The sequence below is a fragment of the Pseudomonas aylmerensis genome, assembly GCF_001702265.1.
GTDB lineage: Bacteria > Pseudomonadota > Gammaproteobacteria > Pseudomonadales > Pseudomonadaceae > Aquipseudomonas > Aquipseudomonas aylmerensis.
This window is the reverse complement of the sequence record NZ_MAUE01000033.1, coordinates 46,687-63,509: the sequence shown is the minus strand read 5'-3', so window position 1 is coordinate 63,509 and position 16,823 is coordinate 46,687. Positions and strand designations below refer to the sequence as shown.

The window sequence follows — 16,823 nt, the reverse complement described above, 5'->3', positions numbered from 1 at the left end:
ACTCAGGGAGGAGGCGTTGTGAGCGTACACGGTTATAGAGAACGGCTTAAGGCCAATGACCCCGGTTCAGAAGTGTGGTGGGATTCATCGCCGGTGGTGTACGCGCCTTTTAAAAGTCATTTGCTGGACAAGTACCCGGCGGCGATTGCGCATATCGAGCAGGTGATGCCCGATGAGTTCTCGCAGGGCAGCGGCTTCAGCAGTGTGACCACCAACCCCCGGCTGGTGACCGCAGCGATTCTCGACAAGCGCGAGTATTGGTCGTCGCGCTTCAACCTGGCGAGCCTGTCGCCCGCAGAATTGCGCAAGAAGCTCTACAACGAAGTGATCGCCGAGGGCGCCGCAGCGCTCCAGGCGCTCTGGGTGCAGTCGGGCCAGGTCGAAGGCTGGATGTGCGCGCAGGTCGATCCGGTGGATGTGCGTTGTATCGAACGCATGACGGCCCGTGGGCTGGAGCTGCAGCAGCTGGCGCCGAACGTGATGGTCAAGGTGCCCGGCAGCCTGGAGGGCATGGCCACCGTCGAATACCTGGTGGCCCGGGGCGGTTCGGTGAATATCACCTTCTGCTTCACGGTCTCGCAGTTCCAGGCCGGCCTGCAGGCCATCGAGCGGGGCATGGCGACCGCACGCAGTCACGGTATCGACACCCGTCACTGCCGGCACGTGATTACCTTCATGATCGGACGGTTTGCCTGTCAGCCGGAATTTGCGTTGCAGGCGGCAGAGCGCGGCCTGGCGCTGAGTCCGGAGGAACTGCGCTGGGCCGAACTGATGGTCTACGAGCAGATCCAGGCGCTGGTCGCGGCGTCGACGGTGCCGGTCAAGACCCTGTTGTCCAGCATCAAGATCGATGTCGACGAGCGCGGCAACAAGCATTGCTGGCACCTGGAAAAAACCGGGCTGAAGGCGACCTGCTACACGCTGACGCCGGACGTGGTGGAGTTTCTGATCGAGCGTGAGAGCCACGGCAAGCCGGTTGTCCCGGCGACGCAGCCGTTGACGCCGCCGGCGTCGATCTTCGCCAAGCTGATCCGGATTCCGTACTTCTGCGAAGCCTATTTCATCGACAGCATCGAGGCGTACGACTTCGGCAACCATGAGGCGTTTATCAACGCCTGCAATGAGGCCAACAGCGCGCACCGGCGGCTGGCCGATTACTGCGTGCGACTCTGCCCGGTGGCGAAGCCGTTCAAGCGGTCGCTCACCGCGTTGCTCGCTGCCGAATTCGGGGTGATCGCATGAACAAGATGATCGGGTTGTGGGCTCACCCGCGCTCGCGTTCCACCGTGCTGGAACGGGTGTTCATCGAGCGTGGAGATTTTGAAGTGTTCCACGAGCCCTTTGCGCACATGGCGTTTACCGAGGCGTCGGCGATTCCTTCGGATGAGTGGGACCACAGTTTGCCCACCACGTACGAGGGCATCAAAGAGCACCTGCTTACAGCTAAAGAACGCAGCAATGTGTTTCATAAAGACATGTGCTACCACTGTCTGGATGACTTGAAAGTTGATCTTGGGTTTCTTGCACAACAAGCCAATATCTTTCTTATTCGTGAACCGGCCAGCAGCATTATTTCCCATCATCGGGTCCATCCCGATATGCCTATCCAGGCCATTGGGCATAAAGCCTTATATGACATCTTTTGCGTGGTCACCAAACTGACCGGAACAGTGCCCTATGTGATCAATGCCGATGATCTGGCGGCTGAGCCTGAACGGGTAATACGCAAACTATGTGATTACCTGGAGATTGAATTCCTGCCTCACGCCATGACGTGGAAACGTGAATGCCCGCCCCAGTGGAAAACCTGGAGAAGTTGGCACGTGGCGGCAGAGAACAGTGAGCGGATTATTTCACCGGCTAAACAACAGATTGATATGACAGTACTCGATCAATTTCCGAAGTTGCGGGAATTGTACGAATACCACCGCACGTTTTATGCGCGCATGAATGAATTTTGCCAATAAGGATTGTGGTATGAAGAAGTTGATTATTACCGGCGCGGCCAATGGCATCGGCCGGGCGACTGTCGAACAGGCGATTAAAGACGGTTACTTCGTTATTGCGGCCGACAAGGATCGACAGGGCCTGGAGCGGCTGCAGGGGGTTCATGGCCGCGAGGTCCTGGAGACCCACGTCGCCGACTTCTCCGACCCCGCCGTTATCAAGGGGTTTATCCCCGCGCTGTATGAGCGCCATACAACGATCTACGGGCTGGTCAATAACGCCGGGATCTACCACGGCAAAAGCGTCTACGCCTATTCCGATGAGCAGATCGACGAAATCCTCAATGTGAACCTCAAGGCGCTGGTCTATCTGTCCAAGGATTTTGCCGAGCGCGAGATGAAGCACGAGGCCCCGCGTGCCATCGTCAATATTTCCTCGGTCGCGGGCGAGGTCGGCAGCTGTGACGCACTCTACGGTGCGACCAAGGCCGCGGTCATCGGCCTGACCAAGGCCAATGCCTGGAATTTCGCGCCGTTTGTGCGTGTCAACGCGGTCTCGCCGGCGCTGATCCATGAGACCGCGATCTACGACACCATCCCCGAGTACCGCCGTGTGGAGTACGCACGCCAGGAGATCCTCAAGGATCCCATCCTGCCCAGCGGCGTGGCCGAGGTGATTTTGCTGCTGATCGGTGAGGGCTTCCGGCACATGACCGGCAAGGTCATCCCCGTGGACAACGGAGCCTACCCACGGTGAGCCAGTCCCTGCGCAAGAAAAAACTGCTGCTGGTGGGCGCCGGCAACCTGTGCCTGCAGATCCTGAAGATTCTCGGGCCAAAAAACGCCTTCGAATTTGTGGTGCTGGGGCGCAACGAAGAGTCGACTGTCCGACTGTGCAACCTGGTGGCGCTGTCCTGCGCCCAGTTGGGCCAGTACATCGCAATCAAGCCGGTGATCGCCGACCTGACGGACATCCCCAAGGTGACGCGAGTGCTGCGTGAAGAAGCGCCGGACATGCTGGTGAACTGCGCGTCGTTGCAATCGTGGCGGGTGATTACCGGCTTGCCGAGGTTGTCGTTCGAGCAGCTCGACCAGGCGCAATTCGGTCCCTGGTTGCCTATGCATCTGACGTTGATGCATTGCCTGATGCAGGCGGTAAAAGCCTCCGGCATCTCGGCCAGGACCGTGAATGCGGCCTTCCCCGATGCCGTCAATCCGATTCTGGCCAGGGTCGGCCTGGCGCCGGATATCGGCGTAGGCAACGTGGCCAACCTGATCCCGGCCACGCAGCTTTCCATCGCGCGGTTGCTCGAGTGCGCGCCCGCGGACGTGCAGGTGCAGTTGTATACCCAGCACTACTTCAGCCACTACGTGCCGCGCGGTGGGTTGCCGCCGCGTGCCAGCTACCGCTTGTTATACGAGGTGCGCGACCGGCCGCCAGTGACGCACCTGTCAGACGCAGAGATCTTCTCCACGGTGAAGTCCGAGTTCCGCCGCCTGGGCGGGATCGATGGGCAGTTCCTGACGGCCTGCTCTGCGGTCACCATCATCGAAGGCCTGTTTTCCCCCACGCCGGTGTGGGTGCATGCACCGGGCCCGCTTGGGCTGCCGGGTGGCTATCCGGTGAAGCTGCACGAGGGGCGGATCGACGTGCAGTTCAGCGAGGCCTGCCCCCAGGACGAGGCGGTGCGCATCAATAGCATCTGCCAGGGCCAGGATGGCATCGACGAAATCCACTGTGACGGATCGGTCACCTACAACCCGCAATGCATGGCCGTCATGCAGGCGCTGCTGGGGTACTCCAAGCAAACCATGTCCATCGAGCAGTCCGCCGACTTTGCCCGGGAATTGGCGAGCAAGTACCTGGCCTTCAAAAATTCAACTTGGTAGGTGTGTGATGAATCAGATGTCAGGGCGCAAACACAGCGAAGTCGCCAGTTATGCCACGCAATACTCCGCAGACTTCGTGGAGCGTTGGGACGAGTTGATCGATTGGGAAAAACGAAAGGCCGGGGAGAGCGGCTTTTTTGAAGAGCTGTTGCGCCAGCACGGTGTGCGCTCGGTGATCGATGTGTCGACGGGCAGCGGCTTCCACGCGGTCCAGCTCAAGGAAGCTGGGTTTGAGGTGGTGGCCACGGACGGCAGCAGCACCATGCTGACCAAGGCGCGGGAAAACTTCCGGCAACGCGGCCTGGAGATTGAATCGCACTACATGGATTGGCTCGCGCTGGATCCTACCGTGCTGGGCAAGTTCGACGCGGTGGTGTGCCTGGGCAGTTCGCTGTGCCACGTCTTTGAAGCCCATGATCGATTGCGGGTGCTGGAGAAGTTCAGGGCACTGCTCAAGCCGGGCGGCCTGCTGATTGTGGATCAGCGCAATTTCTTCGCGATTCGCGCGGGTAACTTCAAGGCCAGCGGCAATTACTACTATTGCGGCACCAACGCCTGCGTGACCCTGGGGCACGTCGATCAACACCTGTGTGAGTTCATCTACACCTTCGATGAGACCGAACAGTATCGCTTGAAGGTGTATCCGTTGTTGCCGGGCAAGTTGGCCACCGAGGTGCTTGCGTCCGGGTTTGGCGCGCATGAGAGCTACGGTGATTTCCAGCGCGACTACGACATGATGACCTGTGATTTTGTCATCCACACCGCGCGCGCCGTCTGAGGGTCAGAGCATGAGTACACTCGTACAGAGCAACCCCCGCACCCTCGACAGTGTGGTGCTGGCGGTGGTCTTGACCGGCTTCGTGGCCAGCACCTATGGGTTCGGCGTCTACCTGTTCGCCAACCTCGTGGTGGACATGCGCCGGGACATCGGCTTCGACTACACCACGGTCGGCGTGATCACCGGCGGCGCGCAGGTCGGCTTCCTGCTGTTTTCCTCGGTCACCAGCTATATCAGCCGGTTTTTCGAGGGCTGGAAAATCAGCCTGGTGTCCACCGTGATGACCTCCCTGGCGTTGCTGGGCTTGAGTATCAGCGACAACATCTGGCTGTCCGGCGCGCTGCTGATTCTGCTCGGTGGCTGTTCCGCCTCGGTGTATATCCCGTTGGCCGAGATCGTCACCAAGGGATTCAGCCCGGGGAATCGCTCGCGGGTCATGGGGCTGATTTCCAGTGGCACCAGCTACGGGGTGTTTATCAATGGATTGCTGGTCTCGTTTCTCACCTTGAACGGCGGCTGGCGTTCGATCTGGCTCACCGCCGGCCTGATCTCCGTGGCGTTGTGCCTGGTGGCCTGGTTTCTGTTGCGTAACCTGGGGGCGAGCCAGGATGTCGGCTTTTCCGGGGAGCACTCGGCAGTGGCGGGCGGTGATCGGCCCTGGCTGAGTCGTTCGCTGTACCTGACCTGGGCCATCGCTTTTCTCAACGGCATGGCACTGTTGCCGTTCCAGACATACCTGGCGCCTTTTCTTCGCGATGAGCTGGGCGTGTCGGTGCAGGATGCCGGGTTTATCTGGACCACCATCGGTGCCGTGGGCATGGCGTCAGGGTTTCTGGTCGGGTGGATCGCCGACAAGGTCGGCGTGCGGGCATCCCTGGCGATGTGCTTTTTGAGCGCGGGGCTTGCCGCCACCCTGGTATTCAGTTTCAACAGCCTTCCACTGTTCTACCTCGCGGCCTTTTTGTTCGCGTTGGCGTTCTACCCGATCTTCGGGCTTGTCCCCAGTTACATCGGGCAAATCGTCCCGGTCAGCCGCCTGACCCAGGCCTTTGGCATCGCCAATGTCCTGATCGGCCTGGGGGGCGTGTGCGGTAACTTCCTCGGCGGGTTTTCCAAGGACCTGACGGGGTCGTTCTCAAGCGTCTACTGGGTGGTTGCGCTCTTGTTGTTCGCGCAGTGCGTGATGGTGTTCATGTTGGGTAAACAACCTGTTTCGATGACGGCGGGAGAGAAGCCATGAGCTATGTTGCGCAAGGTCCAGGCCAGAACCTGCATGCGTTTGCGTTCAGCCATCTACGCGCCGAACACCCGCGCATGAAGCAAAGGCCGTTGGTCATCTGGATGACCGGCATCTCTGCCTCCGGCAAGTCGACCATTGCCGATGCACTGGACATTGCCCTGCAGGCCCAGGGGCGATTTACCTGCATCGTGGACGGCGACTCCGTGCGAGGCGGGCTGTGCCGGGACCTGGGATTTACCGACAACGACCGCGAGGAGAATATCCGGCGCGTCGCCGAAGTGGCGCGGCTGATGCTGGAGGCGGGGCTGATCGTGATCGTCGCGCTGATCTCACCCTCGGCGGCGAGCCGGCACTACGCGCGCTCGATCATCGGCAATGAGTCGTTTGTGGAAGTGCATGTGGATGCGCCGTTGGAAACCGCCGAACAACGCGACCCCAAGGGCCTGTATAAAAAGGCCCGCGCCGGGCTGATCAAGAACTTCACCGGTATTGATTCGCGGTATGACCTGCCGATCTTTCCGGAAGTCCACTTGAATACCCAGGCGCTGTCGGTCGAGCAGTCCGTCGAGGCGATCCTCGATTGGGTCGCACGTAACGACGCGCGCACGTAGCCGTTGGTCTTTGCGTCGGTATCACACTGTCAGCCTTTTCAGAAAACAAGGTAATCTGCGGCATCGCCGCAAGACCGCGTTTTCTAAGGAGCAGACATGACGCATTTTACGGGCACTGCAAAATCGATCCGTCTGATTGGCGGGGCCCGGGTGTTGGACTTTATCAATACCACCAATGGCCGGCGTCCCGGCACCACTCTCAAGGTGATCGAAGAGCGGCTGACCAGTTTTCAGTTCTTCTTCGAATGGGCGCTCCATGCCTCGTTGATCTCGGCACAAGAGTTCGATGACTACAAGCCCATGGTGTTTGAGTCGCCGATTTCCTATCAGCCCGACCTGGACGCGATCATCGCGTTCAGGGAGTGCCTGTACGCCGTGTTCTATCCGTTGTCATTGCAACAGGCCGCGCCCGATGCGCCATTGCAGCAGATCAACCTGGCATTCCAGCAGGGCGTTGCCTGGCGACTGCTGCGCTCGGTGGATGGCAAGCCTGCCTGGGAGTGGAAACCTTGCACCACCGCGCAGGAACTCACCACCATGGTGTTAGGCCGCCTTGCCATCGAGGCCACGCAAATGCTGGTGTCCGGTGATCTTCAGGCATTGAGGAGTTGCACGGCCACCGACTGCGATTGGGTGTTCCTGGACATCTCCAAGAACAAACTGCGCAAGTGGTGCCAGATGAGCGTCTGCGGCAGCCGGGAGAAGCTTAGCCGTCTCCGGCAGGTGGCCAGCCAGCCATAGCGAGTGCCACGGGCGACGGGTAGCAATTGCTCGACTTAATAGGAAGCATTACTATTCACGCCCCGCCTCCCCAGTGCTCCCGCGATGATCCCTCAGCCGCCCCGCAGAACAGGCTTTTTCGAACACTACGAAGAGTTGGTCGGGACGTGGACGCGCCGCCTGAGAAACCGTCAGCAGGCCGAAGACCTGGCCCATGACACCTTTGTGCGGGTGCTTGAGTCAAAATCTTCCGAGGTCGAGCAACCGCGCGCCTACCTGCACCAGACCGCGCGCAATATTGCAGTGGACGCTTATCGGCGCGAAGACCGTCGCGAAGCCATGGCCCTGCAAACCTGTGATCAGAGCTCGCCCCACAGCGGCGACCCGGAGCATTTCATGCACGCGATCCAGTTGGCGGACTCCATAGAACGGGCCTTGGCCGAGCTGCCCCTCAACTGCCGCAAGATTTTCATCTGGCAGAAAATCGAGGGCCTGACCCAGCAGGAAATCGCCGAACGCCTGGGGTTGTCTAAAAACATGGTGGAAAAGTATATGATCCGCACCCTGCGGCATTTGCGTGACCGCCTGGACGCGATGGCCCCATGACCCACGCCCGCTTTTTACAGGACCTTCCATGATGGATAACGTTGAACGTGCCTGCGGCAGTGAGGAGGCTCGCGATGCAGCTGCGCAATGGTTCGTACGTCTTCAAGACGCCGACCTGAGCCCTGAAGAGCGCCAACGGTTCGACGCCTGGCGCAATGAGCGCGCCGAGCATCAATACGAGTTCGATGTGCTGCAGGGATTGTGGAGCGCCACCGACTTGCTGCCCAGGGCGCGCCTGCAGGCATTGTGCGAAGCACCCGCCGAGCGCCCCAAGCGCCGCGCCGTGTTGCGTTATGCGGTGGCGGCCAGTGTGGTCGCCGTGGCTGTGGGGCTAGGGCTGTTCAGCGGCCTCGATCATCCAAAACCCTACACTGCCGAGTTCAGCACCCGCCTGGGTGAGCATCGCCAGGTGGCCTTGCCGGATGGTTCAGTGATGGACCTCAACAGCCGCAGCATCGTCGCCGTGCATTTTGAAAAAGGCCGGCGTGGCGTGGAGCTCAAGCAGGGCGAGGCGATGTTCAGCGTCGAGCACGACACCAGCCGGCCCTTTGTGGTGGCCGCCGGGGCAGGGCAGGTGACGGTCACCGGCACGCGGTTCGATGTGCGTCGCGATGACGACCAGACCCGCGTAGCGGTCGAGGCCGGTACCGTGAAGGTGCAAGGGCAGGCTGCAGACACCGTGGTGACACTGACGGCGGGCCTGGGTACGCATGTCGACCGCAAGGGGCAGGTGGCGACGGCCTACGCGGTGAACGCCGAGGAGCTGACAGCCTGGCGTACGGGCAAGCTGGTGTTCAACAACGCGCCGCTGGGCGAAGTCGCACGCGAAGTCTCGCGTTATCGCGAGCAGCCACTGCGGGTCAGCACACCGACAGTCGGCAACCTGCGCCTGACCAGTGTGTTCAAGGCCAACGACACCGACGCCTTGCTCAAGGCCTTGCCACATATCCTGCCGGTGGCCTTGCGCACCTTGCCGGACGGCAGCCAGGAAATTATTTCACGCTGACATTCAGGTTTTTTCCGAGTTCTTCGTCTTCTCCTGCAACTGCAACTGGTTTGCATTAACAGCCGCGTACTTTTGCGATCACAGGACTAGGTTCGACGTGAAAAAACTTGCCGTGAACAACAATAAAATCTCTCGCTGGGCGCCACTCGCGCTGGCGCTTGCTGTCAGCGCCGCGCTGCCGGCCGCCTACGCCGCCGAGGGCATCCACATCCAGGCCCAGCCCCTGGGCGCAGCGCTGAGCCAACTGGGCCAGCAGACGTCCCTGCAAGTGTTTTTCAGCCCGGACATGGTCGCTGGCAAGCAGGCACCGGCGGTCGACGGCAACCTTTCTCCTGAACAAGCCTTGCGCCAATTGCTGCAAGGCAGCGGCCTGGACTACCAGATCGACGCCGGTTCCGTGACCTTGCGCCCGTTGAACAGCGGCACTGGTGAAGCCGGCTCGCCGCTGGAACTGGGCGCCACCGACATCAAGGTGGTCGGTGACTGGCTCGGCGATGCCAACGCCGAAGTGGTGCAGAACCACCCCGGCGCGCGCACGGTGATCCGCCGCGAAGCCATGGTCGAGCAGGGCGCGATGAACGTTGGTGACGTGTTGCGCCGCGTGCCCGGCGTGCAGGTGCAGGAATCCAACGGCACCGGCGGCAGTGATATTTCCCTCAACGTCGGTGTACGTGGCCTGACGTCGCGCCTGTCGCCGCGCTCCACGGTGCTGATCGACGGCGTGCCGGCGGCGTTCGCGCCCTATGGCCAGCCGCAGCTGTCGATGGCGCCGATTTCCGCCGGCAACCTGGACAGCATCGACGTGGTGCGCGGCGCCGGTTCCGTACGTTATGGGCCGCAGAACGTCGGCGGCGTGATCAACTTCGTGACCCGCGCGATCCCCGAGAAATTCTCCGGAGAAGTCGGCAGCACCCTGCAAACGTCCGCCCATGGCGGCTGGAAACACATCGATAACGCTTTCATCGGCGGCACCGCCGACAATGGCATCGGCGTGGCATTGCTGTATTCCGGGGTGAATGGCAACGGCTATCGCAACAGCAACAACTCCAATGACATCGACGACGTGATCTTCAAGACCCACTGGGCGCCGACCGATCAAGACGACTTCTCGCTGAACTTCCACTACTACGACGCCAGCGCCGATATGCCCGGCGGCCTGACCCAGAAGCAGTTCGACGCCAACCCGTACCAATCGGTGCGTGACTGGGACAACTTCAGCGGCCGCCGCAAGGACGTGTCCTTCAAGTACATCCGCCAGATCGATGACCGTACCCAAGCCGAAGTCCTCACTTACTATTCCGACAGTTTCCGTGGCAGCAACATCGCCAACCGCGACCTGGGAAGCATCGGCTCCTACCCGCGCACCTACTACACCTTCGGCATCGAGCCGCGGGTGTCCCATGTGTTCGACGTGGGCCCGAGCACCCAGGAAGTCAGCCTGGGTTATCGCTACCTCAAGGAAGGCATGCACGAGCAGGCGACCAGCCTGAAACTGGTCGACAACGTACCGACGCCGGTCGGCTTCAACGATGGCCACGTCTATCAGGATCGCACCGGTGGCACCGAGGCCAATGCTTTCTATATCGACAACAAGATCGATATCGGCAAGTGGACCATCACCCCGGGCATTCGCTTTGAAGACATTCGTACCGAATGGCACGACCGGCCGGTGGTCGGACTCAAGGGCGAGGCCGTGACGGAAAAGCGCCGCGAGGTTAACAACAACGAGCCGTTGCCGGCCCTGAGCGTGATGTACCACGTGTCCGATGCCTGGAAACTGTTCGCCAACTACGAAACCTCGTTCGGCAGCCTGCAATACTTCCAGTTGGGCCAGGGCGGCACGGGCGACCAGACCGCCAACGGCCTGAACCCGGAAAAGGCCAAGACCTATGAAGTGGGGACGCGCTACAACGACAACGTGTGGGGCGGCGAGCTGACGTTCTTCTACATCGACTTCTCGGATGAGCTGCAATACGTCAGCAACGACGTGGGCTGGACCAACCTGGGGGCCACCAAGCACACCGGTATCGAAGCGTCGGCCCACTATGACCTGTCGAACCTCGACCCGCGCCTCGACGGCCTGACCGCCAACGCCGGCTTCACCTACACCAAAGCCACCTCGGAAGGTGACGTGCCGTTCAAGGGCCGCGACCTGCCGCTGTATTCCCGCGAAGTGGCGACCCTCGGCCTGCGCTACGACATCAACCACTGGACCCACAACCTGGATGTGTACGCCCAGTCCGGGCAGCGCGCACCGGGGACCACCAGCACCTATATCACCCAGGGCACGGCGGACGGCCAGTACGGTGATATCCCGGGTTATGTCTCGGTCAACGTGCGCAGTGGTTATGACTTCGGCGAGCAATTGTCGAACCTCAAACTGGGCGTCGGCGTGAAGAACGTTTTCGACCAGCAGCACTACACCCGTTCCAGTGATAACAACTCCGGGTTGTACCTGGGCGAGCCACGTACGTTCTTTGTGCAGGCCAGCGTCGGGTTCTGAACCGCATCGATTGGGAAAAATCGCAGCTCCCCGAGGCTGCGATTTTTTTGCCTGTTTCCTACACCTGCACAGCACATGTTGCCGGTTGATCAGGAACCAATTCCGACATAGCGCCACACATGGGCTAGCTGATGGGCTTCGACATTGTGGTTGGAGCGACAGGCTGAAAATCGCGCCCACCGTAACGGAGAAACCTATGTCGGTATCGATGCTCGATAAACCCACACCTGCTTCATCAGGCCCTGAACTTTCGCAGGCCAAATCCAGCCCCCACGCCAAAGCCCGTGGCCCGGCGCCTGCCGCGCCAACCTTCATGGGGCAAAGCGCTGCAAGCGTCAGCTTCCAGTCTCGAGAAAGCCACGCCGGACCGGTATTCGGCGCGCCTCAGTCGGCCACGGCTACAACGACGTCTGCGGCTGACTCGAGTCGCCATGGCGGCGCAGTGGCGACGTCGAGCGCCTTGGGCCAGATCAAGCATTGGATGGGCCAATGGTTTGGCGGGCATCGTCCACCCCTGCATCCAGGCTGGGGTAACCCACCACCGAGGCCGCATCCTGGTTGGAGCAATCCACCGCCACGCCCGATGCCGGTCATCAGTAATCCGCCACCCAGGCCTTTCCCCACCGTACCCGGCGGGCCAGGCCTGGATTACTCGTTAATGAGTCGTAATGAGTTGGCTGCACAGTTGAGTGCCAAATACAGCGCCTTCAGGGACCCCAGGAACCCTGGGTATGTCAGCGTTGACAGTATTCGAGCGATGGCCAATAAGGGCTGGTCGCCTAACCCGGCCGTCAACGAGAACATTCGCCTGGCAAAAGCATTGCTACGGGACCCGGGGCTGATGAGTGCGCTTGATCGTCATGGTTCCACCGGTGCACTCGATGGGCTGATCGACCGGACCAGTCTCAACGCTGTCATCAATGGAACCAACTACTTCCAATTCAAGACTGACAAAGAACTGTTCGGTGAAATGCTCGAACACTACAACCAGCTCAAAGGCCGATTCGGGCGAGACCTGACCGTCAGCGATCTGCGAAAACTGGCTGGCCAAAGCCTTACCGGCGATTCCCCCAAGGATCACCTCATCCAACTGGCCCAGGAAATGTTCAAGCGTACCAATGCGCTCAACCTGGCGAGCTCCGGTAACCGTATCACCCAGGCCATGCTGCGTTATCTATCCCGCTGACCCATGTCCAGGCGCCGCACGCCGGATGCGGTGCCTGGCTCAATTGTTTCAGGAACTGTTTGCGCCAATTTGCCACACAGGCTGTACCTACCGGTTTCCATCAGGCCGGTCGCTTTCAGATTCACAGTGAGGGCTCGCCAATGACATCAACCTCGTTTCGTTCTCCCCAGCCCGGCTGCCAAGAGCTTTTTCGTACCCCGCCTGCAGAGGCGCTGACGGGGGCAGAAACGGATGCCGCAGCGCGGGATCCCATCATTGCATCGAATGCACACGCGGTCGAAACCCAGCGGATGAAGGCTTTTGTCGACCAGCGCAAATTCCAGGCACCCGTCGCGGATGATTTTTCCAGGGGCATGCAGGTCGAGGAAAAGCGCGCCCATGCTGATGCCTCCTCGCTGAAAAACACCGGCCTGCTCAATAGCCTGGCCGCTTGGTGGCGCAAGCAGAAAACCAGTTGATCTGCCGGGTTGACTGACGCCCCTTCGACGGCTCCTTCCCGATCGTTACAAACAATCACGTTTTACTCGGGTCGATTTGGTCTTTTTCCGGAACCACTGTTTTGCGACGACCACTTAATCGCTGGCTGTTGATTTCGCGGTGTTTTCACCGATCGAACAACCAGAAGCCGATCCGTGGAATCTAATTATGCTGGAGCTCATTTATGGACTTGACTACCAATAATCCAAGGGGTTTCTTCCCCGGGATGAATATACCGACGGGGAATGGCTATGCCCAAACTGACGTAAACGCGCCGGCGCTGGGCAAATCTTACGATAGTAGGTTCGCGAACGGTGCCGAGCGGTTTTTCGACGGCCAAAACTTCTACGGGGGCATGTCGAACGTGGGGAACCCGTATATCGGCTCGGACGATCACCTGTTGGCGACCAAGTTGAGTAACGTTTATTCGATGTTGGGAGATTTCAAAAAAGATGGTCGCCTGACCCTGAGTTCATTGACGGACATAGCTAATGAAGAACCCGGCAAAAGTAAGGTCTACGTACGGACAATCATGGCGATCCGGGAGATACTCAATCGCCCGCGACTGGAGGAGGCCATTGTTGGCAAGGGCGGTGAGATCACTCTGGACAGCCTCGCAAAAGCCGCCAGCTTGATTATTGGCAATACCAACCCCAACACCCAGAGCCTCAACCCCTTGCATGCGAAAACCAACGCGCAGGTTGTAGAGGCATTCCTGGCCATGTTTGATGAGCTGCGGGATAAGTCGCAAGACCGCACCTTCTTTTTCGAGAAGCACCGGTATGTGCATAAAGATAAAATTATCGAGATGAGCAAGAATCCTGACGAAACAGATAAGAATGGTCAGGTCGTGTGGGATCCAACGACCTTGCGGCCCAAGAAGAAATACAGCGCGCACCAAGTAGCTGTGGCCACAAACCTGGTCGACCGAGGACTGTTGGCCTCGCTGGACAGCACCAAGGCTAACGGAACCGACATCTTCGGCAGCCATAACGCCGATGACTGGTTGAAGAATTACAGCATTGAACGCTGGTTGAAGAACGATAAGAAAGAAAAGGGTAAATGAATCATGTATGGGCTTCCTGACAGACTCGGGAAGCTCATGTTTTCTTCCTTCATACCCGCAGTATTTTGCCGCTGACCGCCACCACGACCAGCAATCCTCCGATCAACAGGAACGCCGTTGCCAGGCTGCTGCCATGCGCAATGAACCCGATCACGGCAGGCCCGGTCAGAATACCGGCATACCCCAGGGTGGTAATGGCCGGTACGGCAATGTGCTCCGGCATGACGTTCTGCTTGCCGACGGCGGTGTAGAGCACCGGAACGATATTTGAACACCCGGCGCCGACAAGGGCGTAGCCCAGCAACGCCATTTCCCAGGCGGGGGACAGCGTGGCGATAAAGATACCGGCCGCCGCCAGCGCGCCACCGGCGACGATCACCCAGGTCGCGCCCAGGCGCCGCACGATGGCGTCACCGGTCAAGCGCCCGGCCGTCATCGTCAAGGCGAAAGCCGCGTAGCCCAGGCCGGCGTAGGCTTCATCCAGGTCGCGCTCGGCGCTGAGGAACACCGCGCTCCAGTCGAGCACCGCGCCCTCGGCCAGAAACACGATAAAACACAGGCAGCCGATAAACAGCACCACGCCATGGGGAACCGCAAAGGCCGGCCCTGAGCTTTCACTGCCATAGGGCAACAGGTGTGGGCCGGCCTTGAGCAGGGCCACCACCATCACCGCGATCACCACCCAGGTCGCCTGCAAGGGTGACAGGCCGAGCCCGAGCAACCCGGCGACACCGGCCGCACCGACGATCCCTCCCAGGCTGAACAACCCGTGAAACCCCGACATCATGGTTTTTCCGCTGGCTCGCTCGACAATCACCGCCTGCAGGTTGACCGTGGAATCTACCGTGCCCAGGCCGGCACCGAACAGGAACAAGCCAGCCATCAGCAACGGAATCGAAGTGACCGTGGCCAGCATCGGCAAGGCCAGGCAGATCATGATCGTACCGGCCGTCAGCACCCGCCGACAGCCAAAGCGCGACGCCAATGCGCCCGCTGCCGGCATGGCGATGATCGAGCCCACCCCCAGGCACAACAGCAACAGCCCCAGCGTGCCTTCGCTCAGTTGCGCGCGCGCCTTGGCATACGGCACCAGAGGGGCCCAGGCGGCGATACCGAAACCGGCGATGAAGAAGGCGATACGGGTCGACATTTGCTCCAGTCGCCCGGGAACCACGGGCGCTGAGGTTGGGATGGCAGTCATGAAAAATCCTTGGTTTTGCGTTCAACGAACGATGTCCGGCGTGACATCGTTGCACATCAGGCCTTGAGGAGCGAGCCGGGTTCCCTTGGGATGGGCGGTTGTGAATTTTATTTTTACAGTCGCGGAACGCAATCAAGGTGGGCGACCACACAGGGATTATCGAGTGCGTAGGAGACGGTCTTGAAGGTGTGTAATCCCTGCGGGAACTGGTGAACCCCGGGCCTCTTGCGGTGGATTACCACCTTCCAGGCCGTCTCCCACAAACGTCAGGTTCTGTAATACGCTGCCGAGTGTGTAAGCAGGCAACCAGACGGATAAACCGATGAACATTCTCAGGCACGCAGCGCTATGACGCTGTTCTACGACGCACGCGGCAACATTTATGCAGTCGTCAGCCCGGCCTTTTTGCGCACTCGAGGCATGGATGTACCCGACAGTGCGGCCCAGGCAGCGGCTGCGCGCAAGGGGTGGACGGCGGCCGCTATCGCATCCGAGTGTGGCTGGGGGGCGAGTCCCAAACCTGCGCACGCCAAGGCCCACCGTTGCGATGGGCTGCTGGTCGGGCCGTTTCAGGCTGACCCGCCATTTGATCTGTTGATCGTCAACACCGATGGCTCGCTGGCCGAGCGCAGTGGCAACGGCTTGACGATCTTTGCCCAGGCGCTCACGGATCAGGGCTTGATGACGCAAGCCTGTGAGTTGCGCGTGCATCACGATAAATCGGATGTGCCGACGCCCACCGCGACCCGGATCGAACCTGCAGTCCATGAGCAGAAGGCCGGGTTCTGGCTGGCGTTAGGGCTGCCCGAGTTCGGGCCATCGGCCGTGGGCGCGCAGGGGGTTGAATCGACCTTGTTAAATGGCGCTGAAATGAGCCACGTGAGCGAGTTGTCGGCACTCAATGCGCAGTGGGCACGCAGTCAGTTTGTGCGGGTGGGCAATCCCCATTGTGTGACCCTGGTCGAGCAGGCGTCGGGCTTGCCGGACAATCTGCAGATGCAACAGCCAGGGTTGTTCCAGGCGCTGAAGGCGATTGCCTTCGCGCCCCCTGCGGGAGGCGGGCAGCCGTGTGCGGCCGGGGTCAACTTGCAATGGGTTGTACGCGAATCCGCCAATCGGCTTGTCGCACGGGTATTCGAGCGGGGCGAAGGACCTACCGCGTCCTCCGGGACCAGCGCGAGCGCGGTCGCATGTGCGGCGTGGCGTGCGGGGTGGGTCAGGAGTGGTGATGTCACGGTGGTGATGCCGGGTGGCACCGCGCCAGTGCGTTTGCAGGCTAAGGCTGAAACGTTGCTGAGCGTTAGCCTCTTCGGGACGGCCCGCGTGCAGACGTAAGTTTTTCAAACGCCCGACATAGGCATGAGGTGTCGGGCGTTTCTCTATTGTTTAGTTATGCGGGTTAAGTTGTTGTAGGGCATTTCTTGATATTAAGAAGTGGCTATTTGGCTCATGTTTTTATCTTGTAAAAGATACTTCCAGATTCATTGTGCGAAACTTCTTTTTTGTTTTTGCATGGCCTGTCTTTCCCCCGAAATCGCTAAGCTTCAAGGCGTTCAGGCACTTTTTCTCGGCGATCATTCGGCCTTTTGAAGA

The 16,823-nt window shown here is 60.1% G+C and carries 16 protein-coding genes; 15 read left to right on the top strand and 1 reads right to left on the bottom strand.

The window, feature by feature from the left end; all coding sequences use genetic code 11:
- Nucleotides 1–165 precede the first annotated feature (165 nt).
- From BBG20_RS22330 to BBG20_RS22265, 14 genes are all read left to right on the top strand, one after another.
- The gene (locus BBG20_RS22330; protein ID WP_216864351.1) at nt 166–1,242 is read left to right on the top strand and encodes a transaldolase family protein; all 1,077 of its coding nucleotides are present in this window, start codon (nt 166–168) and stop codon (nt 1,240–1,242) included.
- Nucleotides 1,239–1,967 carry a sulfotransferase-like domain-containing protein gene (locus BBG20_RS22325; RefSeq protein WP_065907198.1) on the top strand — a complete coding sequence of 243 codons (729 nt, stop codon included), beginning with the start codon at nt 1,239–1,241 and terminating at the stop codon, nt 1,965–1,967. The genes BBG20_RS22330 and BBG20_RS22325 overlap by 4 nt, the downstream gene beginning before the upstream one ends.
- A 10-nt stretch (nt 1,968–1,977) precedes the next feature.
- Entirely contained in the window at nt 1,978–2,703 is a 726-nt protein-coding gene (locus BBG20_RS22320) for an SDR family NAD(P)-dependent oxidoreductase (protein ID WP_065907195.1), read from the top strand.
- Complete coding sequence (locus BBG20_RS22315; RefSeq protein ID WP_065907192.1) at nt 2,700–3,836, top strand: Rossmann-fold NAD(P)-binding domain-containing protein; 1,137 nt, start codon at nt 2,700–2,702, stop codon at nt 3,834–3,836. Before BBG20_RS22320 ends, BBG20_RS22315 begins: the two co-directional genes overlap by 4 nt.
- A 7-nt stretch (nt 3,837–3,843) precedes the next feature.
- Nucleotides 3,844–4,614 (top strand): class I SAM-dependent methyltransferase, encoded by a 771-nt coding sequence (locus BBG20_RS22310; protein WP_065907189.1) that lies wholly within the window; start codon nt 3,844–3,846, stop codon nt 4,612–4,614.
- A gap of 10 nt (nt 4,615–4,624) precedes the next feature.
- On the top strand, nt 4,625–5,854 hold the full coding sequence (locus tag BBG20_RS22305) for an MFS transporter (protein ID WP_065907186.1): 1,230 nt from the start codon (nt 4,625–4,627) through the stop codon (nt 5,852–5,854).
- Complete coding sequence (cysC, locus tag BBG20_RS22300; RefSeq protein WP_065907185.1) at nt 5,851–6,465, top strand: adenylyl-sulfate kinase; 615 nt, start codon at nt 5,851–5,853, stop codon at nt 6,463–6,465. The genes BBG20_RS22305 and cysC overlap by 4 nt, the downstream gene beginning before the upstream one ends.
- Nucleotides 6,466–6,561: 96 nt before the next feature.
- Entirely contained in the window at nt 6,562–7,206 is a 645-nt protein-coding gene (locus BBG20_RS22295; RefSeq protein WP_065907183.1) for a CGNR zinc finger domain-containing protein, read from the top strand.
- A gap of 84 nt (nt 7,207–7,290) precedes the next feature.
- Entirely contained in the window at nt 7,291–7,791 is a 501-nt protein-coding gene (locus tag BBG20_RS22290) for a sigma-70 family RNA polymerase sigma factor (protein ID WP_065907182.1), read from the top strand.
- A 31-nt stretch (nt 7,792–7,822) separates the two neighbouring features.
- Nucleotides 7,823–8,797 carry a FecR family protein gene (locus tag BBG20_RS22285; RefSeq protein WP_065907306.1) on the top strand — a complete coding sequence of 325 codons (975 nt, stop codon included), beginning with the start codon at nt 7,823–7,825 and terminating at the stop codon, nt 8,795–8,797.
- Nucleotides 8,798–8,894: 97 nt separating this feature from the next.
- A complete protein-coding gene (locus BBG20_RS22280; RefSeq protein WP_065907181.1) occupies nt 8,895–11,300 on the top strand; it encodes a TonB-dependent siderophore receptor in 2,406 nt (801 codons plus the stop codon).
- A gap of 196 nt (nt 11,301–11,496) precedes the next feature.
- A complete protein-coding gene (locus BBG20_RS32665; protein ID WP_107338962.1) occupies nt 11,497–12,486 on the top strand; it encodes a type III secretion effector protein in 990 nt (329 codons plus the stop codon).
- A 59-nt stretch (nt 12,487–12,545) separates the two neighbouring features.
- Nucleotides 12,546–12,944, top strand: coding sequence for a type III secretion protein (locus BBG20_RS33245; RefSeq protein WP_226939955.1), 399 nt, complete (start codon nt 12,546–12,548; stop codon nt 12,942–12,944).
- A 203-nt stretch (nt 12,945–13,147) separates the two neighbouring features.
- Nucleotides 13,148–14,029, top strand: a complete 882-nt coding sequence (locus BBG20_RS22265) for a hypothetical protein (protein ID WP_226939954.1) — start codon at nt 13,148–13,150, stop codon at nt 14,027–14,029.
- A 49-nt stretch (nt 14,030–14,078) separates the two neighbouring features.
- On the opposite strand, the gene BBG20_RS22260 is transcribed toward BBG20_RS22265, so the two are convergent.
- Nucleotides 14,079–15,230, bottom strand: coding sequence for an MFS transporter (locus tag BBG20_RS22260; protein ID WP_065907177.1), 1,152 nt, complete (start codon nt 15,228–15,230; stop codon nt 14,079–14,081).
- A gap of 348 nt (nt 15,231–15,578) precedes the next feature.
- Between BBG20_RS22260 and BBG20_RS22255 the strand changes: the two genes are divergently transcribed.
- Nucleotides 15,579–16,565, top strand: a complete 987-nt coding sequence (locus tag BBG20_RS22255; protein WP_065907176.1) for a hypothetical protein — start codon at nt 15,579–15,581, stop codon at nt 16,563–16,565.
- Nucleotides 16,566–16,823 lie beyond the last annotated feature (258 nt).

What these genes read in the sequence shown, in the direction of transcription:
- BBG20_RS22330 (WP_216864351.1), top strand. Translation starts at nt 166, where the DNA reads ATGCCCGATGAGTTCTCGCAGGGCAGCGGCTTCAGCAGTGTGACCACC.
- BBG20_RS22325 (WP_065907198.1), top strand. Translation starts at nt 1,239, where the DNA reads ATGAACAAGATGATCGGGTTGTGGGCTCACCCGCGCTCGCGTTCCACC.
- BBG20_RS22320 (WP_065907195.1), top strand. Translation starts at nt 1,978, where the DNA reads ATGAAGAAGTTGATTATTACCGGCGCGGCCAATGGCATCGGCCGGGCG.
- BBG20_RS22310 (WP_065907189.1), top strand. Translation starts at nt 3,844, where the DNA reads ATGAATCAGATGTCAGGGCGCAAACACAGCGAAGTCGCCAGTTATGCC.
- BBG20_RS22305 (WP_065907186.1), top strand. Translation starts at nt 4,625, where the DNA reads ATGAGTACACTCGTACAGAGCAACCCCCGCACCCTCGACAGTGTGGTG.
- cysC (WP_065907185.1), top strand. Translation starts at nt 5,851, where the DNA reads ATGAGCTATGTTGCGCAAGGTCCAGGCCAGAACCTGCATGCGTTTGCG.
- BBG20_RS22295 (WP_065907183.1), top strand. Translation starts at nt 6,562, where the DNA reads ATGACGCATTTTACGGGCACTGCAAAATCGATCCGTCTGATTGGCGGG.
- BBG20_RS22290 (WP_065907182.1), top strand. Translation starts at nt 7,291, where the DNA reads ATGATCCCTCAGCCGCCCCGCAGAACAGGCTTTTTCGAACACTACGAA.
- BBG20_RS22285 (WP_065907306.1), top strand. Translation starts at nt 7,823, where the DNA reads ATGGATAACGTTGAACGTGCCTGCGGCAGTGAGGAGGCTCGCGATGCA.
- BBG20_RS32665 (WP_107338962.1), top strand. Translation starts at nt 11,497, where the DNA reads ATGTCGGTATCGATGCTCGATAAACCCACACCTGCTTCATCAGGCCCT.
- BBG20_RS22265 (WP_226939954.1), top strand. Translation starts at nt 13,148, where the DNA reads ATGGACTTGACTACCAATAATCCAAGGGGTTTCTTCCCCGGGATGAAT.
- BBG20_RS22260 (WP_065907177.1), bottom strand. Translation starts at nt 15,230, where the DNA reads ATGACTGCCATCCCAACCTCAGCGCCCGTGGTTCCCGGGCGACTGGAG.
- BBG20_RS22255 (WP_065907176.1), top strand. Translation starts at nt 15,579, where the DNA reads ATGACGCTGTTCTACGACGCACGCGGCAACATTTATGCAGTCGTCAGC.